The following is a 21574-nucleotide window of genomic DNA, read 5'->3' on the forward strand; positions in this document are numbered from 1 at the left end:
TGTTATTTTTCTGCCTCAACTTTTGACGCCAAGCTACCGCAATCGGGGGACAATTGCTAGCCATAGGTCTGGTATTGGGGCATTGCGTGGCCACAACTGTTGCCGTGCCGCCGCGCTGCCTGTTTGGCTATTTGACCACGCGAAGTGTCTGACGCGGCGGGGATTTCCCGGTTGTCAGCGCGTCATAGGGGTCGTCCTCGTCCAGCATCATGTCGACGACCTGCCGCAGCAGTTGCCGACGTCCACGCGCCGAATAGAACCCGCCCGGCACCTGGCTGGTTTCCAGAAGGAACCGGCGATAGTCGCGATAGGCCAGCGCGTCGGGGCGTCCGGGGTGGGCAAAGAATTCCGCCAGCGGCAGGGTCGAAACGAATTCCGGCTTGTCAAAGACCGCCCGGCCAAAGGCCTTGAGCGGGATGCCCCGCCACAGCACCTGCTGCGCGGCGGTGGAATTGACTGTCACGGCGGTGCGGGCGTTGTCCAAAAGCCGGGCAAGCTTGCCCCCGCGGATATAGTGAACCCGGGCGCCGACCCCCCGCCGGGCCGCTTCCCGCCGGATGATCGCCTTCATTGGCGACCGGCCGTTTTCCAGCGGATGCGCCTTGAAAACAAGGTGATGATGGCGCGGCGCGCCTTCGGCAAAGCCGTCGATCAGCAGGGTCAGGAACTCTTCCATCCGGGTAAAGGGCGAATGTTCCCGGAAACTGGCGTCATGTTCCAATTGCAGCAGCGCAAGGTGATAGGGAAAGCCGCCAAACCGGACCCGCGCCGTGGCGATCCGCCGGTCCAGCGCGATCAGCGGCATCAGGAACAGGCGGCGGGTATATAGCCAGGCTTCGGTCAGGACCGGCAGTTCCCGGTGCGGGCGGAAATTGCGATAGTCCCGGTTCCGGAACAGCACGAACCAGTGATACAGCGCGCCATAGAACACATGGTGGCGCATGTCCCCCCAATGGGCGGGCGGTTCCGGCAGGTCCATCTGGCTGACCCGCAGCCGGTCGCGCATATCGGCGATGCTGAAGTCCATCAGCCGCGAATGGCCGTTCGATCCGCCCCGTTCATAGGTCACCCAATAGGGCCGCATGTAGCCTTCTTCGAAGACATGGACCGTCAGCCCGAAGGCTTTCGCGATCTCGACCGCCTGTGCGTGGATTGGGCGGGTGTCGCCGTAAAGCGCGATATCGGTGATCCCGTGGTCGGCCACGATCTGGCGAAAGGTCTCGGGCCAGTCTTCGGGCGTGCCGCGAAAGGGGATGTAGCCGGGCCCGCCGAACCAGAACGCCCGGTCGCCCGCGTTGAACCCGACGCGCCAGACCTGCGCGCCCGCGGCCCGCAGCATCTTGGCAAGCCGATGGAAGAAGGGCCCGTGCGGTCCTTGCAGGAACAGAAATCGCCTGTCTGACGGGGAACCTGTCAAAACCCGTTTTCCCTCATACCCATGTCGCCGCCTGTCATAGCGTTTCGTTAAGGCAAAATTAAGACCCTTGGGGCCGCCGAACCCGCCCCACATGCTTGTCTGGCATCTGGCGACAGGCTAGGTCAGGGGAAAGAACGAAGGGTTAAGGCATGTTTACCGGCATCATCACCGATCAGGGCGACGTTCTACAGCTGGAGCAGCGGGGCGACCTGCGCGCGCGGATCGGCACCACCTATGACGTGGCGGGGATCGACCTTGGCGCGTCCATCGCCTGTAACGGGGTCTGCCTGACGGTGATCGCCACGGGAACCGAGCCGAAAAACTGGTTCGATGTGGAGATCAGCGCGGAATCCGTGTCGCTGACCAATATCGGGGATTGGGTCATCGGGTCCGTTCTGAACCTTGAACGGGCGCTGAAGGTCGGGGACGAATTGGGCGGCCATATCGTGTCGGGCCATGTGGACGGGGTGGCAACCATCACCGCGATGCAGGCGGAAGGGGACAGCACCCGCTTCACCTTTGACGCGCCTGCCGCGCTGGCGCGGTTCATCGCGCCGAAAGGGTCTGTCGCGCTGAACGGCACCTCGCTGACCGTGAACGAGGTCTCGGGCACGACCTTCGGGGTCAACATCATCCCCCACACCAAAGAGGTGACCACCTGGGGTGCGGCGCAGGTCGGCGACCGGGTGAATATCGAGATCGACACGATGGCCCGCTACGTCGCCCGGCTGCGGGAGTTTGAGGCATGACGCAAATCGGTCATAACGGCGGCCCGACGATGGAACCGGGACACAGCTGGCGCAAGACCAGCTGGCAGAAGGCGCGGAAGTCGCTCTTGCCGTCGCTTCCGGTCGAAGTGGTGCGGCTGCGGGTGAAACGGGCGCGAGAGCTGGGTCTTCCCTACAAGACCTATGCCGGGTTCCGCGCGTCGACGGGGCACGACCTTATTGGTTTTCTGTTTTCTTCCAATGCGCTGGGCGTCGAGACCCGCCAAGAGATCAGCCAACAGGCCAAGGAGGTTCTGTCGCGCATCAACGCCGACCGAACAGCGATCGTTCACGCGCCGGTCCGCCCTGAGGATGTCGTGGCCGCCAACGCGATTGACGCCGCGTTTGCTGCCCCGAACCTGACGCATAGCTGGTCCGAAATCCGCAACCGCCTCAAAGCGATTGCCCGCGCCCGCGGATATCCGGCAGACCGTTTCGTGATCGTGGGCAAGACCGCGCTTGAACGTGACTGGGTCGCGGCCTGCGGGGCTGCAGGATATCTGGATGGAACAACCTATTTCGACACCGCATTTGGCGCTGTCTGACTGTGGGGCCTATGCCGATGGCAAGCCTTCCAATAGCGGGGCAGGTGGTCTATCTGCCTGTCCAAAGCCCAAAGGAACGCCCATGACCAACCCCTTCGACGCCCCCGGTCCGGTAGAACGCGATCTGGCCGCCGCCATTTCCCCGATCGAAGAGATCATCGAAGAGGCGCGACAGGGCCGGATGTTCATCCTTGTCGATCACGAGGACCGCGAGAACGAGGGCGATCTTGTGATCCCCGCGGCCTATGCCGACGCCAGGGCGATCAACTTTATGGCGACCCACGGGCGCGGGCTGATCTGCCTGACCCTGCCCGCGGAACGGATCGAACAGCTGCGCCTGCCGATGATGGCGGTTAACAATTCCTCGCGGCATGAAACCGCCTTCACCGTCTCGATCGAGGCACGCGAGGGCGTCAGCACCGGCATTTCCGCCGCCGACCGGGCGCTGACCGTGGCGACCGCGATCAACCCGCAATGCACCTCTGCTGATATCGCCACGCCGGGCCATGTGTTCCCGCTGCGGGCGCGGCGGGGTGGGGTTCTGGTGCGCGCCGGCCATACCGAGGCGGGCTGCGACGTGGCCCGGCTTGCCGGCCATTACCCGGCCTCGGTCATCTGCGAGATCATGAAGGAAGACGGGACCATGGCCCGGCTGCCCGACCTTGTGGACTATGCGGCCACCCATGGGCTGAAGATCGGCACGATCTCTGACCTGATCACCTACCGGTCCCGCAATGACTACCTCGTGCAGGAAACCAGCCGGTCCAATGTCACCTCGGAATTCGGCGGCGACTGGGACATGCGCATCTTCACCGATCAGGTGCACGAGGTAGAGCACGTGGTGCTGGTCAAGGGCGACATCACCACGCCCGACCCGGTGCTGACGCGGACCCACGCCCTGCACGAGGCGCAGGATGTGCTGGGCCTTGGCCCGAAACCGGCGGGCGAACTGGCCCGCGCCATGCAGATCATCGCCGACGAAGGGCGTGGCGTCGTCTGCCTGTTCCGGCAGCCGCGCAAATCGCTCTATGCGCATGAAGACGACGGCCCCCGCACCATCAAGCAGACCGGCCTTGGGGCGCAGATCCTGTCGGACATGGGGCTGCGCGACCTGATCCTGCTGACCGATTCACCGCAGACCCGCTATCTGGGTCTGGACGCCTACGGGCTGAACATCACGGGCACCCGCCCGATCCTTTCGAAGGGCTGAACCCATGGCTGGCGCATCTCATTACATCCTTCCCCGCCCCGAGTTTGACAAGCCGGTCAAACTGCTGATCGTCGTGTCGCCCTACTACAAGGACATCGCCGACAACCTGATCGCCGGAGCCAAGGCAGAGATCGAGGCGGCAGGTGGCACCTGGGAGATCGCCGAGGTGCCCGGCGCGCTGGAAATCCCGACCGCCATCGGCATGGCCGAACGGATGTCCAACTTTGACGGCTACGTCGCGCTGGGCTGCGTGATCCGGGGTGAAACCACCCATTACGACACCGTCTGCAACGACAGCAGCCGCGCCATTCAATTGCTGGGCCTTCAGGGGCTGGCCATCGGCAACGGCATCCTCACGGTCGAGAACCGCACACAGGCCGAGGTCCGCGCCGATCCGGCCGACCAGAACAAGGGCGGCGGCGCCGCCGCTGCGGCCTTGCACCTGATCGCGCTGGGCCGTAAGTGGGGCCGCGCCGACAAGGGGGTCGGCTTTACCGGGGACATCCTGCTCGCCCGGTCCGGTGAAGGAAAGACGACCGCATGACCACCAACAGCCGCCAGATGAAATCCGCCGCCCGGCTTTATGCCGTGCAGGCGCTGTTCCAGATGGAAAGCTCTGGCCAGACGGTGGAACAGGTCTGTTCCGAGTTCGAGACGCACCGGTTCGGCGCGGTCTACGAAGGCGACGAAATGGCCGAGGGCGACGTCAAGCTGTTCCGGGCGCTGGTGGACGAGGCGGTGGACGAGCAAGCCAAGATCGACCAGATGACCGACCGGGCGCTGGTGGCGAAATGGCCGATCGCGCGGATCGACCCGACCCTGCGGGCGCTGTTCCGGGCCGCCGGGGGCGAGCTGTCGCTGGCCAAGACCCCGCCCAAGGTGGTGATCGTCGAGTTCGTGCAGGTGGCCGAGGCGTTCTTTCCGGACGGCAAGGAACCGAAATTCGTCAACGCCGTGCTGGACCACATGGCCCGCGAAGCCCGGCCCGAGGCGTTCTAGATCAATTCCGCCGGGAGGCTTGCGGCCCGGCACACGCCCGCCCGCCCCCCAGGCGGGCGTGTTCCACGCCCCCCTCGGCCGGGCGCGTGCCTGCGAATTCCTGAAGCCACTAAGTCCCGAAAGGGCGCGGGAACAAGGCCGCAGGCCGCCCGCGCATCGCCTGCCCGTCCCGGCGGGCTGGCGACTTGGTGATCGACGCCCGCAGACCCGACCTTGCCCTGACATTACACGATAAACCGCGCAGCAAATCCGGCGCATCGCCACCCCACGGGCAGGCAATGCGCGGGCTTTGTCTTATCCTAAGGCGCGTCGAAAATCAGCGGCGCAAGGTCCGATAACCGGCTGCCCGCCTCGGTCAGCCCCAGCATCGCATCCCTGATCCGGCCCGCCCGCTCCGCGCCCACCACCGGGTCGGCAAAGCTGTGGTATTTCGCGACTACGTCGCTTTCGGAAAACGGCGCTTCCGGACCGCCCCGCGCGTGCACGTCGCCGCTGTCCAGCCGCCGCCCGTCCGTGGTGACAATCGTTACATCGGCCCAGCGACCCAGCGGGAAGCGGTCGGAATGGCGTTTGTCCTCGGCCACGGTGATCCGTTCCATCATGGCGATGACCGCCGGGTCGGACAGGCCCGCGCCGCTGATCTGGTCCACAAGGATCGTACCGTGGGTAAGGAAAGCCGCCACCGCAAAGCGCAGCGAATACTGCGCCTTCGATGTGGTGTCGGGCACCCCGTAGAACAGGCAGGCCGCCTGATGAAAGCTGCGCACCTCGACCCGCGCGATATCCGTCGCGGCCAGCCCATGCGCCAGAACCACCGACCGGACCGCGTCAATCGACCCATGCGCCCAGCGGCAGATCGGGTAGGGCTTCACATATTGATGTTCGACCTGCCAGAACTGCCCCAGATCCTCCCAGAACGGCGCGGCCTCTGTCGCCTCGATGGTAATGGCCGGGGCCCCGGTAAAGCCGCGTTCGGCCATCATCGCCGACGACAGACCGACCAGCGCGCCCCAGCCCGACCCGTCGTGCAGCATGGTCGGGTTGGCGATCTCGCGCATCATCTGGCTGCGGGGGCCGTGGTATTCGGCAATCCCCAGCGCCTCGCGGAACGGGTCGGGGCCCATGCCCCGCATCCGGGCCGCCATCGCCACCACCCCCAGCGCGTTCCACGCGCCCGAAGTGTGATAGTCGCTGACCGTGGCGTGCAGGGTCATTGCCGCGCGGCCCGCCACCTCGTATCCGACCACGACCGTGGCCAGCGCCTCTGGCCCCGTCAGGTCGGGGCAGACCTGCATCAGGGTCGCCAGCGTGGGCAGAACGACCACGCCGATATGGCCCTTGGTCGGGTTATAGCCGTCATGGCCGTCCAGATTGTCGATCTGGCTGGCAAGGGCAAAGGCCGCGCCGGGGATACCCGCCTGCCGCCCATCGAACATCATCCGGGCGCGGGCGTCGGGATCGTCGGAATTGAACATCAGGCAGGCGCTGTCACGGGCGATCCGGCCCGCCTCCATCGGGGCTGCGGCAACGGCGATGCCCATCGTGTCCAGCATCATCCGCGCCGCCGCTGACAGGGCCGAGGCGGGGAAATCCCCGGCGCCGCGTCGTAGGGTGAAGGTTGCAACCTCATCGAAAACCCGCGTCATCCCGTTTTCTCCTCCCCGGCGCTGATGCGCTATTGAGGATCGGCGCGGGGCCGGGTTCACGAAAACAAAATGGGGTCTCAGGCATTGTTTTCGTTTCTCTTGCCGCCATTCCACGCCAGTATGAACCGCAACGAGTCGCCCACAGGGGCACCACCGAAAGGGACCGCGTGAAACATCGCCCGCACCTCAGCTATATCCGCTCGTTCGAGGCGGCGGCCCGGCACCTGTCCTTCACGCTCGCGGCGGAAGAACTGAACTATACCCAGGCCGCGGTCAGCAACCACGTCCGCTCGCTCGAGGAATATCTGGGCCGGCCCCTGTTCATCCGCCATGCCCGCAGCCTTGAACTGACCGGGTTGGGGCAGGCCTATCTGCCCGGCGTGCGGCAGGCCCTGCGCCAGATCGAAGAGGCGACCGAGGCGATCATTTCCCGCACCCATGACAAATCCGTGGTGATCTCCAGCCCGATCAGCTTTGCCGAAAACTGGCTGGCGCCGCAGGTGGCGCGGTTCATGGCCGGGCATCCGGAATATTCGATCACCGTGCATGGCACCATCTGGGGCGATGTCGAGGATGAGGTTGCCGACCTGTCCATCGCCATCAAGCATGACGACAGCGCCCGACCGGGCGAACAGAAGCTGTTCACCGACGGGCTTTGCGTGCTCTGCGCGCCTGACTACCGGATTGATGGCAAGCCGCTGACGCACCCCAAAGACCTGCACAGGGCGCAACTGATCCACATCCTTGCCCGGCAGGATTGCTGGAAACCCATCGCCTCGGCGCTGGGGCTTGAGGAACTGGGCGTCGAAGGCGGGCTGAAAAGCAATTCGTCCAACATCGGGCTGGAACTGGCCGCCAACGGGCTGGGCTGCGTGGCGATGCTGCGGTCACTGGCGCGGCCCTATCTGGACCGGGGGGTTCTGGTGGAACCCTTCCCGGTGTCCGTGCCAAGCCCTTGGAACTATTATCTGACCAATCGAAACGGTGGGTCGAAACCCGCCGTGAAGACCTTTCAGAAATGGCTGGTGGATCAGGCCGCCAGCTACAGCGCGGCGGCCTGATCCGGCCCGCGCCGATCATGGATTTCGCAAGGGACGGCCGCCCTGCGCATGGTCGCAACCGAATGCGTCCCTGAAACCGGAACGAACCCGCGCTTCCCTCTGAAGCCATAGCAGCAGGACCCGAACATGAGCGCCTATCTGATCTACGACGTCGATATCCATGATCCGGCACCCTACGGTGAATTCATGGAAAAGGTGAAACCGATCGTCGAGGCGTTCGGCGGGCGCTATTTGGCGCGTGGCGGGCGGCACGAAGTTCTTGAAGGGACATGGGAGCCCAGCAGGCTGGTGCTTTTCGAGTTTCCGGACATGGATGCTGCCCGCAAACTTTTCACCAGTGATGATTACGCGCCCCTGAAAGAGCTTCGACAAAGCTGTTCAACGGGTCACGCGGTGATCGTGGAAGGCATCTGAAGGCACAGCAGAAGCAGTGGGCGGCTCAGGCCCTAAGCCGTCCGACGCGCAGGTGATGACGCGCCCGGGGAATGGATTTTCTGTCGGGGTCGGAAAGTGACTGTCGCCCATAGAACCGGATCGGTTCCCGTGGGGTCGTCAATCTTGGGTGGTCTGCCGGGCCGCCGTCAATGACGCGGCAGCCCGGAGGGTCGTTGAATTCCCTGCCTATCCCCGCAGCCGTTCGCCCGCTGGATCGAACGGCGGTTCGGACAGGATCACCGCCTTGTGCGGATGCCCAAGGATGTAAACCTCGACCGCGTCACCCGGTTTCGCCACGCCTTCCTTGATCATCGCCAGCGCCAGCGACTTGTCCACGTGATAGCCATAGGCGCCGGAACTGACCTTGCCCGCCGGGGTCCCATCGGGCAGGAAGATCGGCTCGCCGCCGCTGGCGTCGGCGTTCTGGTTGGCCTCGACCGCCAGAATGCGCAGTTGTTCGCGCGGGGCGCGGTCCATCAGCGCGGCATAGGCGGGTTTGTTCAGGAACGCCTTGTCCATCTTCACCAGCCGCTCCAGCCCCAGTTCCTGCGGCCAGTATTCGGGGCTGTATTCGCGGCCCCACGACCCATAGCCCTTTTCGATCCGGAGCGAGGCAAGCGCCCGCCCGCCGACCGGCCCGCCGCCCAATTCGCGGGCGGCCTCGACCAGCGCGGTATAAAGGGCCACCTGATCTTCCTGCGCGCAATGCAGCTCCCAGCCCAGATCGCCGGTAAAGGACACGCGCAGCGCCACCACCTCGACCCCGGCGACCGTGATCCGGGCCGACCGCATGAAGCGGAACGCCTCGTTCGACAGGTCGGCATTGGTCAGCCGCTGCAGCAGGTCGCGCGCCTTTGGCCCGGCCACGTTATAGCCGCAGATCACGTCAGTCTTGTTTTCAAAACTCGTGCCGGCGGGCAGGGGGACCATGTCAAAGAACCGGCGGTGATAGCGCTCGGCAAGGCCCGAGCCGACCATCATGTAGTCGTCCTCGGCCAGCTTGGTGACAGTGAAATCGCCCGCCACGCCGCCGCGGACGCCGATCAGCGGCGCAAGGCAGGACCGGCCCACCTCGGTCGGGATCTTGTTGGCCAGAAGCTGGTCCAGCCAGTCATAGGCCCCCGGCCCCTTGATGAAGTAATTGGCAAAGTTCGAGATATCCAGAACGCCGACGCTGTCGCGCAGCATCCGCACTTCGCGGCCCACCGGTTCCCACCAATTCTGGCGGGTAAAGCCGTTGGTTTCTTTAACACCCGGCTCATCGGCGAACCATAGCGGGTGTTCCCAGCCGCAGTTCAGGCCAAACACCGCGCCCATGCCCTTTTGCATCTCATAGGCGGGGCGCACGCGGGCCGGACGACCGGCGCTGCGTTCCTCGTTCGGGAAATGGATGCTGAACCGGTTGGCATATTGGTCCTGCACCCGCGCCTTGGTAAACTTCTTGTCGGCCCAGTGGCCGAACCGGGCAAGGTCCCAGCCGAACATATCAAGGCTCGACTCGCCCTGAATGATCCATTCGGCGGTCATCTGGCCAAGGCCGCCAGACTGCGAAAATCCGGGGATGATCCCGTTACAGCAGAAATAGCCCTTCAGTTCCGGCACCGGGCCGAACAGGGCGCTGCTGTCCGGCGACCAGATCATCGGGCCGTTGATGACCCGCTTGATCCCGGCCTCGGCGGCGGCGGGGACACGGTCCATCGCCCGCATGACGTTGTCCATGATCCGGTCAAGATCGTCGGCGAACAGCTCGTGGCCGAACCCGCCGGGGGTTTCATCCTCGGCCCAGAACCGCATGTCCTTTTCGTAGGCGCCGATCAGCAGCCCGTTGCCTTCCTGACGCAGGTAGTATTCGCCATCCCGGTCCGCGACCGAGGGCAGGCGGCGGCCCGCATTGGCCACGCCTTCGATGGTTTCGGTCACGAAATACTGGTGCTCTGTCGGCATCAGCGGCAGTTCGATCCCCGCCAGACGGGCCACCTCGCGGCCCCAAAGACCGGCCGCGTTGATCACCCATTCCGTCTGGATGTTGCCCTTGGGCGTTTCCACGATCCAGCTGCCATCGGGCTGCTGCACAGTCGCGGTGACGGGGGTAAAGCGGTGAATCTCGGCCCCGCGCGCCCGCGCCCCTGCCGCATAGGCCATGGTCACGCCCGAGGGGTCAACGTTGCCGCCATCGGGTTCATACATGATGCAGCGGATACCGTCGAAGTTCACCAAGGGGTGCAGGCGTTCGGCCTCGTCCCGGCTGATCTTGTGGAAATTCATGCCGTAGTAACGGGCCTTGGCCTCTTGCAGCAGCAACTGATGTTCCCGCGCCTCGGTCTGCGCCAGATACAGCGACCCCGGCTGGAACACGCCACAGCCCTGACCGGTCTCTGCCTCCAGTTCCTTGTACAGGTTCATCGTGTAGTGCTGGATGCGGCTGATGTTGGTGTTGTCATGCAGGCCATGAATGTTGGCCGCCGCATGCCAGGTCGAGCCGGAAGTCAGCTCGTCCCGCTCAAGCAGCACCACATCCGACCAGCCCAGCTTGGCCAGATGATACAGGATCGAACAGCCGACCAGCCCGCCGCCGATCACCACTGCCTGTGCATGGGTCTTCATCTTATGTTCCTTTTCAGGGTTGCTCAGGAGGTAATCTCGGCCATGACCGCCAGCAGGCGGGCGACCTCTCCCTCGGTGTTGTAATGGCACAGCGATATCCGCACGCAGTCGGCCCGGCCGAGCGGCGCAAGGATATTGCCGGAATAATGGTCCGCCTTGCGGATGTGGCAGCGGATGCCCGCCGCGTTCAGCCGCTCGACAATCTCGGCCGAGGCGACGGTGTCGGACCAGACCGAGACCAGCCCCTCGCGCCCCGGGTTGTCGACACCGCCGACGATATTCAGCCCCGGCAATTCGGCCAGCCCCTTCAGGTTGCCGGTGCCGTGCAGCATCGCCTCGGTCAGATCGTGTTCATGGGCGTGGATGGCGCGGCCCGCGGCCTCGATCCGTTTGCGGCGGTCGGTCTCGTTCGACACCTCGCCGCCCAGCCAGTCCAGATAGTCCACCACGTCCGACAGGGTGGCATAGGCTCCCGTGTCGCGGGTGCCGAATTCCCAGTTCAGGGCGGGGCCACCGTCAAGGCATTCATGGGGCAGGGCGGCCAGACGGTCCGATACCCAGCCCACGCCATAGCCATGCCGCGAAAACATCTTGTAGGGAGAGATCGCATAGCCGTCGATGCCATAGGACGCGATGTCGATCCGCCCGTGGGCGGCGTGCTGGATGCCATCGACGATGATGAAGCAGTCAGGCGATTTTTCGCGGATCGCGGCGGCGATTGCGGCCACGTCCACCCCCATCCCGGTCACCGGCGAGGTATGCAGGATCGTGGCAACGCGGATGTCCGCGGTGATTTCCGGCAGGTAGTCCGCGGCGGTCACCACGCCCGTGGCATCGTCATGGGGCACCAGCACATGGGCCCGGCCCGACCGGTCCGCCCAATGGTGCGCCGCGCTGCGCGATGCGGGGTGTTCCAGCGTGGACCCAAGCACGCGGCCACCCGGCGCGGCCCCCATGCAGGCGGTGCGGATCATCCGAAACAGCATCTCGGTCCCGCTTTCACCGACCACGATCTGCCCGCCCGGCGCATTCAGCAGGAGGGCCATGTCGGCGCGGGCCTTGGCGATGATCTCGACCAGCGCCCGGCTGGCCACGTTGTCGCGGCCCTGATTGTCGGGGATCGCCGCGAACTTGGCCGAAGTGTCGACAACGGATTTCAGGGTCAGTGCCCCGCCCGCGTTTTCGAAGAAGATACGCTCGCCCGCGAAGGGGCAGCTGTCGACATGGGCGAAACGGTCGCGCACGGCCGCAAGAAGTTCGGGGGATTTCAACATGGGCACATTCCGGAATTTCAGGTGAAAGGACTATGGTGCACGGGGGCAGGCGTCACTCAAATATTTTCCTACCTCAGGGGGCGGAATTTTTGCGTCAGCCTTGCCGGGGCGGCGAAACCGGCACAGGATTAGGGCAGGCGTCGCCATCATGTTTACAATGACCCGCGACTCGGTCAGGCAGACCGGACGGTCGGTCCGGGCGCGAAATGTCGCTTTCGGCGGGTCCGTCGGGCCGGGATTGGCCCACTGAGGGCGCAGGCAGCTAGGAAAGAGACGCGAAATGATTCAGGTATTTACAGGGTCTTGGGCGCTCTTCCTTGGCATGTTCATGCTGATGATCGGAAACGGGCTTCAGGGCACGCTTCTGGGGGTGCGCGGCGAATACGAAGGGTTCTCGACCCTGTCGATGTCGCTGATCATGTCCGCCTATTTCGGCGGGTTCCTCCTGTCGTCGCGGATGGCGCCCCAGATGATCCGCCGGGTCGGGCACGTGCGGGTCTTCGCCGCGCTCGGCTCCACCATCTCCGCCGTGCTGATCCTTTACCCGGCCCTGACCGAACCCTGGGCCTGGATCATCGGGCGGGCGGTGATCGGCTTCTGTTTCTGCGGGGTCTATGTGACGGCGGAAAGCTGGCTGAACAACGCCGCGACGAATGAAAACCGGGGCAAGGCCCTGTCACTTTACATGATCGTGCAGATGGCCGGTATCGTGGCCGCGCAATACATTGTGACGCTTGGGGATATCAACGGGTTCATCCTGTTCATCGTCCCCTCGGTCCTTGTGTCGCTGGCCTTTGCGCCGATCCTTCTGTCGATCAAGCCGACCCCGGCCTTTGACACGACCAAGCGGATGTCACTGAAAGACCTGATCGCAGCCTCGCCGCTGGCCTGCGTGGGGATGTTCCTTCTGGGTGGGGTCTATGCGGCGCAGTTCGGGATGTCGGCGGTCTACGGGTCGCGGGCCGGGCTGACGATCGGGCAGATATCGCTCATGGTGTCGGTGATCTATGTCGCCGCGCTGGTGCTGCAATATCCCATCGGCTGGCTGTCCGACCGGATGGACCGGCGGCTTCTGATCCTCGGGCTTGCCGCGGTGGGCGGGCTGGGCGGGGCCGTGGCGATCTTCTTCGACAGCTACCTCATCATCCTGTTCAGCGCCGCCGTCATGGGGGGCACGTCAAACCCGCTCTATGCGCTGCTGATCGCCTACGCCAACGACTACCTCGAACACGAAGACATGGCCGCGGCCTCTGGCGGGTTACTATTTATCAACGGGGTGGGTGCTATTGCTGGTCCGTTGATCGTGGGTTGGGCCATGGATCAGGTCGGCCCGGAAGGGTTTTGGATCTATGTCGCCGTGCTGATGTGCGGGCTGGCGATCTATGCCGCCTGGCGGATGACCCGTCGCCCGACCGTGACCGCGGTGTCGGACATGGTGTCCTACGCTCCGATCAGCGCTTCGGCGACCCCGGTCGCCGCCGAACTCGCCCAGGAGGTCTATATCGAGACCGACCTGGAAGATCAGGCAACACAGAACGCGGGGGCATAAATCCTTGCGTCAGAACCGTTGGTGTGTTGGAATTTCTCCAATAACACCGGGCAAGGAGAAGAGCAGTGGTCACCCCGGAAGATATCCTGCGCTATTGGCTGGACGATGTCGGGCCACGGGGCTGGTATGGCGGCGGCGCGGATCTGGACACCGAAATCCGCGAGAAATTTCAGGAAACATGGCTGGAAGCGATGGAAGGGGCCTGCGGGCTCTGGCTGACATATCCCGCCGGAACGCTGGCCTATATCATCCTGACCGACCAGTTCCCCCGCAACATGTTCCGCGATCAGGGACGGGCCTTCGCCTCTGACAAATCGGCGCGGGCGGCCTCGAAAATCGCGATCACGCGGGATTGGGACCTGAAAATCAAGGAACCGGCCCGGTCTTTTTTCTACCTGCCGCTGGTGCATTCGGAAAATCTGATTGATCAGGACCGCGCGGTGCGGCTGATCTGCACCCGGATGCCCGACACGGGCGACGGCAACCTTTTGCACGCCAAGGCCCACCGCGAGGTGATCCGCCAGTTCGGCCGCTTCCCCAACCGCAACGCGGCGCTGGGCCGGCCGTCGACCGCGCCGGAACAGGCCTATCTTGATGCTGGCGGCTACATGACGACCGTGCAGATGATCGAAGCGCGCGAAACGGCGGCCTGAAGCCTGTCAAATTGTTGCTAGCTTCCGGGCCGGATGACCGCCCGTATTAACCGGTCGACAAGGGTTCTCTCGCAGGATTGGCCAAAGTGCCAGTCGGAGTGGAGCCGTTTTTGTGAAACATGAAAAGATCGCGCAGCCCGGTAAATCGGTCGCCAGCTGGTCGGACGAGCCTGTCGACGCGCCCAGTGACATTCACGACCTCGCGACCGAGATCATGAACATCATGGAACAGGGCATCCTTGTCTGGTCCAAGGATGGCATCTGCGAGTTGCACAACACCCGTATCTTCGACGTGCTGGAACTGTCCGGCGGCGACCTTCAGATCGGCGCCGAACGCGAAGAATTCCGCGACCGTGCCCTTGCCCGTGGCGAGATGAGCGAGGAAGACCGCCGGATGTCACAGGCGCAGATCCGGGCGCATCAACCCTATTCCTTCGACAGGCACCTTCCTTCGGGGCGGGTCGTCCTGACCAGCGGACGGCCCGCGCGGGGCGGCGGCTATGTCGTCACCTTCACCGACGTGACCGAGGCACGCCGCGCCGCCCGCGAAATCGCCAAGGCCAAGCAGGACGCCGAAGATGCCGAATTGCGCGCGCGCGAGGTTCTTGCCTCGGAACGGGCCCGCCAGAACGAAGCGCGGATGCTGGGGCAGCTGGATGAATGGCTGCAATCCTGCAAATCCCTGAACGAACTTTACATGATCGTGTCGCGGTTCATGGAACGGCTGCTGCCCGGGTCCAAGGGCGAGTTGTACATTTATTCAAACAGCCGCGACGCGCTGGACGGGGTCTGCAACTGGAACACCATCGACCTGCACCAATCCATCGCCGCCGACAGCTGCTGGGCGCTGCGCCGGGGCCGGGCCTATGAATATGAATCGGACGGGCTGTGTTTCGTCTGCGACCACGTCGAGGCGCACAACCACGGCGTCGACACCAACGAATATATCTGCGTCCCGATCGTCGCACATGGCGACACAGTGGGGCTAATGCACATGCGGTTCGATCATGCCTCGGACGGGGCGGCTCATGTGCGCGACAGCGCGCAATTCGCGGTGCGGTGTGGCGAACATATCTCGATGGCCATCGCCAACGTCAAACTGCGCGACGAACTGCACGACCAGTCGATCCGCGATCCGCTGACGGGCCTCTATAACCGGCGCTACTTCATGGATGCGATCCGGCGCGAGATTTCCATGTCCGACCGGCGCGGGCGGACCTTTGGCCTGATTTCCTTTGATGCCGACAAGTTCAAGAACTTCAACGACAACCACGGGCATGACGCGGGCGACATGGTGTTGCGGGCCATCGGCACGCGGCTGCAAGAGGTGATGAACAACGGCGAAACCGCCTGCCGCTTCGGGGGCGAGGAATTCGCGGTACTGGTGCCCGAGGCGAGCCTTGAAAAGACGGTGGACCTTGCCGAAACGCTGCGCGACGCCATCGCCGCAACGCAGGTGCGCTATCTCGACGGGCCGCTGCCGCGCGTGACGATTTCTGCCGGGGTGTCGTCCTATCCCAATTGCGGGAATACGCCGCAGGCGCTTCTCAAACGTGCGGACGAGGCGCTCTATCGGGCCAAGGAGGACGGGCGCAACTGCGTGCGCACCGCCAGCGCCAAGAAGGCGGGCCGCGCCAAGGCCGAAAAGACCTGACAAAACGGGCCGGCCCCATGGGGACCGGCCCGGCAGTCATGACTTACCTTCGGAGCTTAGCCGTCGAAGTTCACTTCTTCCATGATCCGCAGCGCGGCGGGGCGGTTGCCAGCCACATCCGACAGGTTCACGTCATCGGCGACAAAGCTGCCCCAGCTGGCCACAAGGTCCGACACCTCGGCCCCCGGCACGACGGGGTATTCGTTGTTCAGCTGGGCATAGATCGCCTGCGCCTTGGGCGAGACAAGGAATTCCATCAGCTGCAGCGCCTCGTCCCGGTTCGGCGCGGCCTCGGTCATCGCAACGCCCGACACGTTCACATGGGTGCCGCCGTCTTCGAAGGTCGGGAAGATGATCCGGACGCTGTCGGCCCAGGCCTTCTGCTCTTCGTCGCCCAGCATCAGGCCCATGTAATAGGTATTGCCAAGGCTGATGTCGCATTCGCCCGCCCAGATCGCCTTGACCTGTGCGCGGTCGTTGCCTTCGGGCTTGCGGGCCAGGTTTTCGCGGACACCGGCGGCCCAGTCGCGGGCGCCGTCCTCGCCGTGGTGGGCGATCATCGCCGACATCAGGGCAAGGTTGTAATCATGCAGGCCGGAGCGGGTGCAGATGCGGCCCTCCCAGGCGTCGCTGGCCAGATCCTCATAGGTGGTCACCTCGCCATCGGCCACGCGGTCGCGGCTGGCATAGACGATCCGGGCGCGGGTGGTCAGGCCGAACCACAGGTTGTCGGGGCTGCGCAGGTCCGCCGGGATGGCCGAGGTCAGCGCCTCGGAGGTGACCGGCTGGACCACGCCCGCATCGACGATCTGCTGCAGGTTGGCGATATCAACGGTCATCACCAGATCGGCGGGCGACCGGCGGCCTTCGGCCTTCAGCCGCTCCACGATGCCTTCGGAGACAAAGGCGAGGTTCACCGCGATCCCGGTTTCCTCGGTAAAGGCGTCCATCACCGGCTGGATCAGCTCGGGTTGACGGGTGGTATAGATGTTCACATCGGCCAGCGCGGGCAGGGCGGTTGCAGTGGCCAGAAGGCTTGCCAGAAGGGTACGAGTTTTCATCTCGGGCTCCGTTGTTTCGATGGCTCCGATAAACCCGAGTCTTTTGGTCAGGTCAATACCTGAATTTTTTACTCGGAATAATTTCGCCCAGCTTTCTCGGCCTGTTTGATCCGGGTCCAAAGGTCGTCCATCTCGGCCAGATCACTCTCGGCCGGGGTCTTGCCTCGGGTCGCAAGAATGTCCTCTATCTTGTTGAACCGGCGCGTGAATTTGGCGTTGGCCGCGCGCAGAGCGACCTCGGGGTCGACCTTCAGGTGCCGGGCAAGATTGGCCATGACGAACAAAAGGTCTCCCATCTCCTCCTCAATCTCGGCCTGGGTCAATTCGTCCCGCGCCTCGACGAGTTCGCGCGATTCTTCGACGATCTTGTCGATCACCTCGTCGGTCGAGGGCCAGTCGAACCCGACCCGCGCCGCCCGCTTTTGCAGCTTTACCGCCCGCATCAGCGCCGGCAGGCCGAGCGCCACGCCGTCCAGCACCCGCACCTCGGCCTTGGCGGCGCGTTCGGCGGCTTTGATCTTTTCCCAATCGGCGGTTTGCTGGTCCGCGCTCTTGTCGCGGGTCTCGTCGCCAAAGACATGCGGATGACGGGCGACCATCTTGTCGGCCATGCCCTGCGCCACCTCGTGAAAGGTGAACAGCCCGGCCTCCTCGGCCATCTGGGCATGGAACACCGATTGGAACAGCAGGTCGCCCAATTCGCCCTTCAACTCGTCCCAGGCCTGCCGGTCGATCGCATCGGCGACCTCATAAGCCTCCTCGATCGTATAGGGGGCGATGGTGGCGAAATCCTGTTCGATGTCCCAGGGGCAGCCGCTGTCTCGGTCGCGCAGCCGCCGCATGATCTCGACCAGCCGGTCGATCCCGCCGTCTGGGTCATGAACGATGGCGTCCGATGTCTTTTGATCCATTGTGCAATCCGTCCTTTCCGGGTCAGATGGCAGGGTATTGTCCCCGCTGGAAGAGTCCACCCATGCCGATCATCAACCGCATCGCTGATTACGCGCCCGACCTGAAGGCCTGGCGCCGCCACCTGCACATGCACCCCGAACTGGCGCTGGACTGTCACGAAACCGCCGGGTTTGTCGCCGCCAAGCTGCGGGATTTCGGCGTGGACGAGGTGCACGTGGGCATCGCCCGCACCGGCATCGTCGCCCTGATCCACGGGTCAAAGGGGCCGGGGCCCGTCACCGGGCTGCGCGCCGACATGGACGCCCTGCCCATGGACGAGGAAACCGGGGCCGAGCACGCCTCGACCGTGCCAGGGCGGATGCACGCCTGCGGCCACGACGGGCACACGACGATGCTTCTGGCCACCGCCCGCTACCTGTCGGAAACCCGGAATTTCCGGGGCACCGCGGCACTGATCTTTCAACCGGCCGAAGAGATTATCGGCGGCGGGCGGATCATGGTGGAAGAGGGGATCATGGACCGTTTCGGGATCGAAGAGGTCTATGCGCTGCACACCGACCCCTTCGCCGAATTGGGGCAGATGCGCACCCGCCCCGGCCCGATCATGGCGGCGGTCGATGATTTCGTCATCACGCTGACGGGGGTCGGCGGCCACGCGGCCTATCCGCATGAATGCGTCGATCCGCTGGCCGCTGCCGTGTCCCTGTATGGGCAGTTGCAGACCATCGTCAGCCGGTCGGTCAAACCGCTGGACCCGCTGGTGGTCTCGGTCACCCAGATCCACGGCGGGTCGGCGATGAACGTGATCCCGGAGGTCGCGCAGGTCATGGGCACTGTGCGCAGTTTCGACCCCGAGGTGCGCCAGATGGCCGAGGACCGGATTCGCGCGATCTGCGCGGGCGTGGGGCAAAGCCACGGGGTCCGGGTCGATCTGGACTACGACAAAAGTTATCCGCCCACGGTCAACCACGCCGCCCAAACCGCCAAGGCCGTGGAAATCGCGGCCGAGGTCGTCGGGCCGGAGCGGGTCGATGACGACTACGGCCCCGAAATGGGGTCCGAGGATTTTTCCTATATGCTGAACGCCCGGCCCGGCTGTTTCCTGTTTCTGGGACAGGGGATCGGCCCGTCCTGCCATCACCCGAAGTTTGATTTCAACGATGACGCCGCGCCAATTGGGGCCTCTTTCTTCTGTCGGTTGATCGAACGGCTGCACGCTTGATTTCCGCCCGCGCTTGCGGCAAATTTGATCAAATTTCAGCCGGGAGCAGATGAGATGGCCCTTGAAGACGCGAAAACCCAGATGGACCTGGCCTTTACCCGGGCCGAGATGCGCGGGCTGGCCTATGAAAACGCCTTTTCCGGGGCGACCAGTTTTCTGCGTCGCCGCTATACCAAGGATCTGACCGGGGTCGATCTGGCGATCACCGGCGTGACCTTCGATCAGGCCGTGACCCATCGCACCGGCACCCGCTTTGGCCCCCGCGCCATCCGCGAGGCCTCGACCCTGCAACCCTATGATCCGCCCTTCGCGCTGGGCGCCAGCCCGCTGGAAGAGCTGAACATCGTGGACTACGGCGATGTGGCCTTTGACTACGCCCATACGCCCAGCTTTCCGGGGCTGGTCGAGGCGCATTTCAACACCATCCTTGCCGCCGGGGCGGGCAGCGTCACCCTTGGCGGCGACCATTTCATCACCCTGCCGATCCTGCGGGCCTATGCCGCCAAATACGGGCCCATGTCGGTGATCCAGTTCGATGCCCATTCCGACCTTTGGGCGGATGACAACATGGAACGGATCGACCACGGGACCTTCATGTACAAGGCGGTGAAGCTCGGGCTGGTGGACCCGGCGCGGTCCCTGCAAATCGGCATTCGCACGGAATGCGACGATTATCTGGGGATGGAATATGTCTCTGCCCGCGAAGTGCATGAAAAGGGCGTGGGATATGTGGTCGACAAGGCCAAGGCCAAGGTCGGCGCGCATCCCACCTATGTGACCTTTGATATCGACGCGCTGGACCCCGCCTTTGCCCCCGGAACCGGCACCCCGGTTTGGGGCGGGCTGCACAGCTGGCAGGCCGAGGCGATCCTGCGCGACCTCTCCGGCATTACCCTTGTCGGCGGCGACGTGGTCGAGGTCTCGCCCCCCTATGACACCACCGGGGCCACGGCGATTGCCGGGGCGCATGTGGCGATGGAACTGGTAAACCTTTTCGCGGCGGCAAAACGGGGGGCATGATGCCGAACCAACCCCTTGGCGGCAACGAGATGCCCCGCTTCGGCGGGCCGAACACCTTCATGCGGCTGCCTGCCGCCGAAACGGCCCAGGGGCTGGACGTGGCCTTTGTCGGCGTGCCGATGGATATCGGCACGTCCTGGCGGGCGGGCACACGGTTCGGGCCCAAATCCATCCGCGCCGAAAGCGCGATGATCCGCCCCTATAACATGGGCACCGGAGCCGCGCCCTTCGATAGCCTGAACTGCGCCGACATCGGCGACGTGCCGATCAACACGTTTGACCTGAAGGACAGTGTGCGCCGCATCGCCGCCTTCTATCGCGGGGTTCTGGGGCAGGGCGCGATCCCGATGACCATGGGCGGCGACCACACGCTGACCTACCCGATCCTTCAGGCGATCGCGGAAAAGCACGGGCCGGTGGCCCTGATCCACGTCGATGCCCATGCCGACATCAACGACCATATGTTCGGCGAATCCATCGCCCATGGCACCCCCTTCCGCCGCGCCCATGAAGAGGGGCTGTTGATCGACAGCAAGGTTTGGCAAATCGGACTGCGGGGCACCGGCTATGCGGCGGGTGACTTTGACGAGGCGCGCGGCTGGGGCTTCAACGTGCGGCAGGCGGACACGCTTTGGCACAAGTCCCTTGCGCCCCTCGCGACCGAGGTGAAGGCGCAGATCGGCGATGCGCCCGTCTATATCACCTATGACATCGACAGCCTTGATCCCGCCTATGCGCCCGGCACCGGGACGCCGGAAATCGGCGGGCTGACCACGCCGCAGGCGCTGGAGCTGATCCGGGGGCTGCGCGGGCTGAACATCGTCGGCTGCGATCTGGTCGAGGTCTCGCCCCCCTATGACCCCAGCGGCAATACCGCGCTGACCGGGGCGAACCTGCTGTATGAAATGCTCTGCATCCTGCCGGGTGTGGACTACCGCTAGACAGTTCACAGCACCAGCCAATCGCCAGATTGGCCACGCGCCGACCGCCCCCATGGGCGGCGCGTTCCGCGCCACCCGCGGTCGGCTGGATGCAAAATCCTGCCCGGCCAACATCTTGTCTGTCCCGAGGTTGGGCCTACTTAGCCCATACCAAACACCGGACCGCCCATGAAAACCCTCGCCCTTCTCCTCGTCCTGATCCTCGGCTTTGCCGCCTTTGTCCGGCTGGCCCCGTCGGACCCGTCCCGTTGGCACCGGCCCGTGCCCGACCTCGCGCTTGGCGACCACCCGCGCGACGGCAGCTTTGCCACTGTGCGCGACGGCGCGGACCCCGAGGCGCTGTCGCGGATCGACGCCATCGCCCGCGCCACGCCCCGCACCACCGTGCTGGCCGGATCGGTGGCCGAGGGCCGGATCACCTATGTCACCCGCTCGCGCCTCTGGGGGTTTCCCGACTACACCACCGTTGAACAGTCCGGCGACCGGATCACGCTTTACGGGCGGCTGCGGTTCGGGCGCGGCGACATGGGGGTGAACCGGGCCCGGATCGAAGACTGGCTGGGGCAGGCGGGGCTCTGATCCCCGCTGATCCCTTGACGGCTCG

The 21574-nt window shown here is 64.6% G+C and carries 20 protein-coding genes; 14 read left to right on the forward strand and 6 right to left on the reverse strand.

Annotated elements, in window-relative coordinates:
* Positions 1-127: 127 nt before the first annotated feature.
* A complete protein-coding gene (locus EU803_RS03515; RefSeq protein WP_242494265.1) occupies positions 128-1339 on the reverse strand; it encodes a capsular biosynthesis protein in 1212 nt (403 codons plus the stop codon).
* A 227-nt stretch (positions 1340-1566) separates the two neighbouring features.
* Between EU803_RS03515 and EU803_RS03520 the strand changes: the two genes are divergently transcribed.
* The 5 genes from EU803_RS03520 (at position 1567) to nusB (ending at position 4938) form a co-directional block, all read left to right on the forward strand.
* On the forward strand, positions 1567-2166 hold the full coding sequence (locus EU803_RS03520) for a riboflavin synthase (RefSeq protein ID WP_129679785.1): 600 nt from the start codon (positions 1567-1569) through the stop codon (positions 2164-2166).
* Positions 2163-2729, forward strand: coding sequence for a hypothetical protein (locus tag EU803_RS03525; protein ID WP_129679787.1), 567 nt, complete (start codon positions 2163-2165; stop codon positions 2727-2729). The genes EU803_RS03520 and EU803_RS03525 overlap by 4 nt, the downstream gene beginning before the upstream one ends.
* Positions 2730-2811: 82 nt before the next feature.
* Positions 2812-3939, forward strand: a complete 1128-nt coding sequence (gene ribB, locus EU803_RS03530; RefSeq protein ID WP_129679789.1) for a 3,4-dihydroxy-2-butanone-4-phosphate synthase — start codon at positions 2812-2814, stop codon at positions 3937-3939.
* Positions 3940-3943: 4 nt separating this feature from the next.
* The gene (locus tag EU803_RS03535) at positions 3944-4483 is read left to right on the forward strand and encodes a 6,7-dimethyl-8-ribityllumazine synthase (protein WP_129679791.1); all 540 of its coding nucleotides are present in this window, start codon (positions 3944-3946) and stop codon (positions 4481-4483) included.
* On the forward strand, positions 4480-4938 hold the full coding sequence (gene nusB / locus EU803_RS03540) for a transcription antitermination factor NusB (RefSeq protein WP_129679793.1): 459 nt from the start codon (positions 4480-4482) through the stop codon (positions 4936-4938). The genes EU803_RS03535 and nusB overlap by 4 nt, the downstream gene beginning before the upstream one ends.
* A 299-nt stretch (positions 4939-5237) precedes the next feature.
* Here nusB and EU803_RS03545 read toward each other — a convergent pair whose 3' ends face one another.
* Positions 5238-6584: an MmgE/PrpD family protein gene (locus tag EU803_RS03545; RefSeq protein ID WP_129679795.1), complete on the reverse strand. Its 1347-nt coding sequence runs from the start codon at positions 6582-6584 to the stop codon at positions 5238-5240.
* Positions 6585-6751: 167 nt separating this feature from the next.
* Between EU803_RS03545 and EU803_RS03550 the strand changes: the two genes are divergently transcribed.
* A complete protein-coding gene (locus EU803_RS03550) occupies positions 6752-7645 on the forward strand; it encodes a LysR substrate-binding domain-containing protein (RefSeq protein WP_129679797.1) in 894 nt (297 codons plus the stop codon).
* A 126-nt stretch (positions 7646-7771) separates the two neighbouring features.
* Positions 7772-8059, forward strand: coding sequence for a DUF1330 domain-containing protein (locus EU803_RS03555; RefSeq protein ID WP_129679799.1), 288 nt, complete (start codon positions 7772-7774; stop codon positions 8057-8059).
* A gap of 207 nt (positions 8060-8266) precedes the next feature.
* Here EU803_RS03555 and EU803_RS03560 read toward each other — a convergent pair whose 3' ends face one another.
* Complete coding sequence (locus EU803_RS03560; RefSeq protein WP_129679801.1) at positions 8267-10684, reverse strand: FAD-dependent oxidoreductase; 2418 nt, start codon at positions 10682-10684, stop codon at positions 8267-8269.
* A 23-nt stretch (positions 10685-10707) separates the two neighbouring features.
* Positions 10708-11958, reverse strand: a complete 1251-nt coding sequence (locus tag EU803_RS03565; RefSeq protein ID WP_129679803.1) for an aminotransferase class V-fold PLP-dependent enzyme — start codon at positions 11956-11958, stop codon at positions 10708-10710.
* A 280-nt stretch (positions 11959-12238) separates the two neighbouring features.
* Here EU803_RS03565 and EU803_RS03570 point away from each other — a divergent pair, with 280 nt between their 5' ends.
* The 3 genes from EU803_RS03570 (at position 12239) to EU803_RS03580 (ending at position 15814) form a co-directional block, all read left to right on the forward strand.
* A complete protein-coding gene (locus EU803_RS03570) occupies positions 12239-13507 on the forward strand; it encodes an MFS transporter (RefSeq protein WP_129679805.1) in 1269 nt (422 codons plus the stop codon).
* A gap of 65 nt (positions 13508-13572) precedes the next feature.
* Complete coding sequence (locus EU803_RS03575; RefSeq protein WP_129679807.1) at positions 13573-14160, forward strand: DUF924 family protein; 588 nt, start codon at positions 13573-13575, stop codon at positions 14158-14160.
* Positions 14161-14272: 112 nt separating this feature from the next.
* Positions 14273-15814, forward strand: coding sequence for a sensor domain-containing diguanylate cyclase (locus tag EU803_RS03580; protein ID WP_129679809.1), 1542 nt, complete (start codon positions 14273-14275; stop codon positions 15812-15814).
* 56 nt (positions 15815-15870) lie between these two features.
* On the opposite strand, the gene EU803_RS03585 is transcribed toward EU803_RS03580, so the two are convergent.
* Positions 15871-16875, reverse strand: a complete 1005-nt coding sequence (locus EU803_RS03585; RefSeq protein WP_129679811.1) for a Fe(3+) ABC transporter substrate-binding protein — start codon at positions 16873-16875, stop codon at positions 15871-15873.
* Between the two features lie 68 nt (positions 16876-16943).
* Positions 16944-17786 (reverse strand): nucleoside triphosphate pyrophosphohydrolase, encoded by an 843-nt coding sequence (gene mazG, locus EU803_RS03590; RefSeq protein ID WP_129679813.1) that lies wholly within the window; start codon positions 17784-17786, stop codon positions 16944-16946.
* A 62-nt stretch (positions 17787-17848) separates the two neighbouring features.
* Between mazG and EU803_RS03595 the strand changes: the two genes are divergently transcribed.
* From EU803_RS03595 to EU803_RS03610, 4 genes are all read left to right on the forward strand, one after another.
* Complete coding sequence (locus EU803_RS03595) at positions 17849-19009, forward strand: M20 aminoacylase family protein (RefSeq protein WP_129679815.1); 1161 nt, start codon at positions 17849-17851, stop codon at positions 19007-19009.
* Between the two features lie 54 nt (positions 19010-19063).
* Positions 19064-20029: an agmatinase gene (gene speB, locus EU803_RS03600; protein WP_129679817.1), complete on the forward strand. Its 966-nt coding sequence runs from the start codon at positions 19064-19066 to the stop codon at positions 20027-20029.
* Complete coding sequence (gene speB, locus EU803_RS03605) at positions 20029-20970, forward strand: agmatinase (protein WP_129679819.1); 942 nt, start codon at positions 20029-20031, stop codon at positions 20968-20970. Before speB (EU803_RS03600) ends, speB (EU803_RS03605) begins: the two co-directional genes overlap by 1 nt.
* Positions 20971-21138: 168 nt before the next feature.
* Positions 21139-21549 (forward strand): DUF1499 domain-containing protein, encoded by a 411-nt coding sequence (locus EU803_RS03610; protein ID WP_129679821.1) that lies wholly within the window; start codon positions 21139-21141, stop codon positions 21547-21549.
* Positions 21550-21574 lie beyond the last annotated feature (25 nt).

Origin of the sequence: Loktanella sp. IMCC34160 (assembly GCF_004145845.1) — a bacterium.
Classification (GTDB): Bacteria; Pseudomonadota; Alphaproteobacteria; order Rhodobacterales; family Rhodobacteraceae; genus SELP01.